We start from the raw sequence: 5,410 nt of genomic DNA, 5'->3' as shown, positions 1-5,410 counted from the left end.
CTCAGCTCGATTGGGTATATTCCACCGGCCGAAGCTGAGGTGAACTACTACCGGCAGCTAGCCGGAAAGAACGAGACAGAGGTCTCAACTTAAACCAACTGGCCTCCACGAAACCCGGGGCGATTCAGACCTATTGTTCGCAAACAAAAAACCCTCGCCATTTCTGACGAGGGTTCGTGTTTGGTGGGCCCCCCGAGAGTCGAACTCGGCACCAACGGATTATGCTTACCACTACAGTTTTCACTGCCTGTTTCCAGTTTGTGGTCTGGACTGTCTCTTGTCTTTACGACCTACCCGTACAGTCTCTACACGTTCCAAACATTGCTGTTTAGCTTCGCTCGGGATTACCACGTTGCAAGCAACAGAGGCTTCCCCGAATTTGAGTAGTTCTACATGCAAGCAGAGTTAACTTACTCACATGCAACCCAACTGCAACCGACCGTAGCTTGCGCCTTAGGCCAATTGCCTTTAAGTCCGCTGCTCTAACCAAGCATGAGCTAGAGGCCCGTAAAACTAATTTTAGTTGCCTGATTTTGAACCCAAATAGTGCTCAAAATTTGTGCAACCGTAGAAGCGCCGTAGAAGCACTTTTTCACTACCCGCGACGCTTGTAACTTGTTGATTTATAAGCGTTTTCTTTAAAAAGTTGGCTTGAACAGGTCCTTTATGAGTCCTCTGCTCTAACCAACTGAGCTAACGCCCCAACCGAAGCGGTGATTGTAGTGGGCTGCAGGGGCTTATTTGGACTGGCTGAGCGCGTTGCTGACCAGGCGCGAGGTGATGTTGACGATCTGGATCATGCGGTCATAGGGCATGCGGGTCGGGCCGATCACACCCAAGGTGCCGACCACTTGGCCATCCACCTCATAGGGTGAGCTGACGACCGACAGCTCCTCCATGGGCACGATCTGGCTTTCACCGCCAATATAGATGCGCACGCCTTCGGCCTGGCTGGACACGTCCAGCAGGCGCATGAGCTGGGTTTTTTGCTCAAACAGCTCAAAGGCCCGGCGCAAATGGCCCATGTCACTGGAAAAGTCGCTCACCGACAGCAAATTGCGCTCACCGGCAATCACCACCTCGTTCTGGTCTTCGGCCAGGGCTTCGGTGCTGACCTGCACGGCCGCTTGCATGAGCGTGGCAATTTCGCTTTGCAGGCTGACCAGCTCTTGCTGGACCCGGCTGCGCACCTGCTCGATGGCCATGCCTGCGAAATGCGTATTCAGGTAGTTGGAGGTCTCGATCAGCTGGCTTTGGGAGTAGTCGGTGTCGGTGAACAAAATGCGGTTTTGCACATCGCCTTCGGGCGAGACGATGATGACGAGCAAGCGCCTCTCGGACAGGCGCAAAAATTCGATGTGCCGAAACACCGAGGCCCGGCGCGGCGTCATGACCACGCCCACAAAATGCGACAAGTTGGACAGCAGGTTGGCGGCGTTGGCGATCACCTTTTGCGGCTGATCAGGCGTGAGCGCCGGGGTTTCCAGGCCGTCGCGCTGCACCGTGAGCATGGTGTCCACAAACAGGCGGTAGCCCCGGCTGGTCGGAATGCGCCCGGCCGAGGTGTGGGGGCTGGCGATCAGGCCCAGATCCTCCAGGTCGGACATCACGTTGCGGATGGTCGCGGGTGACAGGTCCAGGCCCGAGGCTTTGGAGAGCGTGCGGGAGCCCACGGGTTGGCCGTCGGCGATGTAGCGTTCCACCAGCGCTTTGAGCAATAACTTGGCACGATCGTCTAGCATCCGGTCATTTTAATGATGTAATTTGCAAATGAGATCCAAGTTCCGTCACGTTGCGCTCTTTGGCAAGTACCACACCACCGCCCACGGCGGGGCACTGGAGAGTTCACGCCGCGCTTTGGACGACGTGGCCCAGTTCCTGACGCGGCAAGGCTGCGACGTGGTGCTGGACAAGGAAACCGCCTCGCACACCGGGCTGGCGACCTACCCGGTGCTGGAGATGACCGAGATTGGCACCCAATGCGACCTGGGCCTGGTGATCGGAGGCGACGGCACCATGCTGGGCATTGGGCGCCAGATGGCCCGCTACGGCCTGCCCTTGATGGGCATCAACCAAGGGCGGCTGGGCTTCATCACCGACATTCCCCTGCAAAGCTACCAGGATGTGCTGCAGCCCATGCTGCAAGGCCACTACCAGGCCGAAGACCGCAGCTTGCTGCAAGCCCATGTGATGCGCGACCAGCGTAGTGTGTTCAGCGCCCTGGCGATGAACGATGTGGTGGTCAACCGGGGCGGCACCTCGGGCATGGTCGAGCTGCGGGTTGAGGTGGATGGCCACTTCGTGTCCAACCAACGCGCCGACGGCCTGATCATCGCCACGCCCACGGGCTCCACCGCTTATTCCCTATCGGTCGGCGGGCCTTTGATGCACCCGGGCATTGGCGGCTGGGTCATGGCGCCCATTGCGCCGCACACCTTGTCCAACCGGCCCATCGTGCTGCCCGAATCCAGCGAGGTCAGCATCGAGATCGTGGCCGGGCGCTACGTCAGCGCCAACTTTGACATGCAGTCGCTGGCCGACCTGATTTTGGGCGACCGGATCGTGGTCAAGCGCTCGGAGCACACGGTGCGGTTTTTGCACCCGGCGGGCTGGAATTACTTCGACACTTTGCGCAAAAAAATGCACTGGAATGAGGGCGCTTGAGCCGTGGCACTGACGCACATCACCCTGCGCGATTTCGTGATCGTGCACGAACTGGAGCTGGACCTGAGCACGGGCTTCAGCGTGTTGACGGGCGAAACCGGCGCGGGCAAATCGATTCTGATCGACGCCTTGCAGCTGGCCTTGGGCGCGCGTGCTGACTCGGGTGTGGTGCGCGAAGGCGCCAGCCGCTGCGAAGTTTGCGCCGAATTCGAGCCCACCTCTGCCATTGCGGCCTGGCTCGAAGAAGCCGGTTTTGAAGCCAGCGCCGACTTGCTGCTGCGCCGCACCGTCGACACCGCAGGCAAAAGCCGCGCCTGGATCAACGGGAGCCCCGCCACCGCCACCCAATTGCGCGAGCTGGGCGAACAACTGCTGGACATCCATGGCCAGCACGCCTGGCAAAGCCTGACCCGGCCTGACGCGGTGCGCGGCCTGCTTGACGCCTACGCGGGCATCGACACCCGCCCCCTCAAAGCCGCTTGGCACAGCTGGCGGCAAGCCCAGCAAACCCTGGCCGACGCGCAGCAAGCGCAAAGCACCTTGGCCAACGAACGCGAACGCCTGGCCTGGCAAATCGGCGAGCTGGAAAAGCTCAACCCGCAGGTGGACGAATGGCAAGAGCTGAGCACCCAGCACAGCCGCCTGGCCAACGCGCAAGCCCTGATCGACGGGGCCAACCAAAGCACGCTGCTGCTGGAAGGCGACGACGAGGGCGGCGCGCTGCGCCAGCTGTCCCGTGCCATCCAGACCCTGCAGTCGCTGGGGCAGTTTGAGCCCGAGTTCAACGCCCTGGCCGAGGTGCTGGCCTCTGCCCAGGCCCAGGCCGAAGACGTGGCCCACAGCCTGCACACTTATTTGCGCAAGACCGATCTGGACCCGGGCCAACTGGCGCAACTGGACGAGCGCATGGGCCTGTGGTTGTCGCTGGCCCGGCGTTACAAAAAAACCCCTGACGAGCTGCCCTTGTCGCTGCAGGCTTGGCGCAAAGAGCTGGCCCAGCTCGATGCTGCTGCCGACCTGGACGCTTTGCAAAAAGCCGAACAAGCTGCCCACAAAGCCTGTCTGCAAGCAGCCAAAGCCGTCTCTCAGCAACGCCAAAAGGCAGCCAAACCCTTGACTCAAGCCGTCAGCAGCGCCATGCAGCAGCTGGGCATGCAAGGCGGCCGCTTTGAGGTGCAGCTCCAAACCCTGGACGAGCCCGCACAACATGGCCTCGAAGAAGTGAGCTTTCTGGTGGCCGGGCACGAAGGCAGCACGCCCCGGCCCGTGGGCAAAGTGGCCTCGGGCGGTGAGCTCTCGCGCATTGCGCTGGCCATCGCGGTCACCACCAGCGAACTGGGCGAAGCCGGTACCTTGATCTTTGACGAGGTGGATTCGGGTGTCGGCGGCGCTGTGGCCGAAACCGTGGGGCGCCTGATGAAACAACTGGGCCAACACCGCCAGGTGCTGGCCGTGACCCACCTGCCCCAGGTGGCCGCCTGCGCTGACCACCACCTGCTGGTGAGCAAGGCCGCAGCCCAAGGCCAAGTCAGCAGCCAGGTGCGCCCCGTGAGCGGCGAAGAGCGCGTGATCGAAATCGCCCGCATGCTGGGCGGCGAGAAGTTGTCTGCCACCACCCTGGCCCACGCCCGCGAAATGTTGGGTACTCCTTCCAAACCCGTTGGCCGCAAAGCCGCCCAAAGTTGAGCATGGACATCATCCTGATCACCGGCATGTCCGGCTCCGGCAAATCGGTGGCGCTGCACGCGCTCGAAGACGCGGGCTATTACTGCGTGGACAACCTGCCGCCCGAGTTGTTGATCCCCTTCGTCAAACTCGAAGAACAGCAAAAAGAGCAACGGCTGGCGATTGCGATCGACGTGCGCAGCGCCAATTCGCTGCACCTGATGCCCGAACAAATGGCCTTGCTGCGCGACATGGGCATGACGGTGAAGTCGGTTTTTCTGGACGCCACCAGCGACACCTTGCAGCGGCGTTACTCCGAAACACGGCGCAAACACCCTTTGTCGGGCGGCAGCAAGCCGCAAAGCGACAAGGCGCTGCTGGAGACCATCCAGTTCGAGCGCGAACTGCTGTCCGAATTGCGTGAACGCGCGCATGTCATCGACACCAGCTTGCTGCGCTCGGCCCAACTGCAAACCTACATCAAGACCCTGGTCAGCGCGCCCTCAGCGCAACTGACACTGGTGTTTGAGTCGTTTGGCTTCAAGCGCGGCATCCCCACCGACGCCGATTATGTGTTTGACGTGCGCATGCTGCCCAACCCGCACTACGAAAGCGCCCTGCGCCCTTTGACAGGTCGTGACGAACCCGTTCAGGACTACTTGCGCCAGTCCGAAGAGTTCGTGCAAATGCAGCTGCAGATCGAGGGCTTTTTGAAGCACTGGATTCCCGCCATCGAGCGCGACCACCGCAGCTACGTTACCGTGGCCATCGGCTGCACTGGCGGCCAGCACCGCTCGGTGTTCATGGTCGAGCAACTGGCCCAAAATTTCGGCACACGCTGGCTCACCCTGAAACGGCACCGGGAGCTGGACGCAATCTGAACGCCACTGAGCCTGTAGTTCGGAGCTTCAGCTCCGACATCAGCGCGTGCGCCAAGGACACATGTCGGGGCTGAAGCCACCGACCTTGTATGATTTTTCTCAATGCCTTTGGATGTGTTTTCCTCTGAAACATATTCAAGACATGGCCGAGGGGCACCTCGGTCTGAGCGCTTGGATGCCGCCTCCGACCTTGGGCTTGA

Annotated in this window: 4 protein-coding genes; 3 read left to right on the top strand and 1 reads right to left on the bottom strand. The window is 60.9% G+C overall.

Translation table 11 applies throughout. The features are described from left to right. Positions 1-737: 737 nt before the first annotated feature. On the bottom strand, positions 738-1,742 hold the full coding sequence (gene hrcA / locus B9Z34_RS14385) for a heat-inducible transcriptional repressor HrcA (RefSeq protein ID WP_108428798.1): 1,005 nt from the start codon (positions 1,740-1,742) through the stop codon (positions 738-740). A gap of 28 nt (positions 1,743-1,770) precedes the next feature. On the opposite strand from hrcA, the gene B9Z34_RS14380 reads away from it, so the two are divergent. From B9Z34_RS14380 to rapZ, 3 genes are read left to right on the top strand one after another with little or no spacing between them, the layout of a single operon-like run. Next, positions 1,771-2,664 (top strand): NAD kinase, encoded by an 894-nt coding sequence (locus B9Z34_RS14380; protein ID WP_108428797.1) that lies wholly within the window; start codon positions 1,771-1,773, stop codon positions 2,662-2,664. 3 nt (positions 2,665-2,667) lie between these two features. Further along, positions 2,668-4,350 (top strand): DNA repair protein RecN, encoded by a 1,683-nt coding sequence (recN, locus tag B9Z34_RS14375; RefSeq protein WP_108428796.1) that lies wholly within the window; start codon positions 2,668-2,670, stop codon positions 4,348-4,350. Continuing rightward, a complete protein-coding gene (gene rapZ, locus B9Z34_RS14370; RefSeq protein WP_108428795.1) occupies positions 4,347-5,210 on the top strand; it encodes an RNase adapter RapZ in 864 nt (287 codons plus the stop codon). The genes recN and rapZ overlap by 4 nt, the downstream gene beginning before the upstream one ends. Positions 5,211-5,410: the final 200 nt, after the last annotated feature.

The organism is Limnohabitans sp. Hippo3 (assembly GCF_003063665.1).
Classification (GTDB): Bacteria; Pseudomonadota; Gammaproteobacteria; order Burkholderiales; family Burkholderiaceae_C; genus Limnohabitans_A.
The sequence above is the reverse complement of the archived record's forward strand: the minus strand, read 5'-3'. Positions and strand labels throughout refer to the sequence as shown.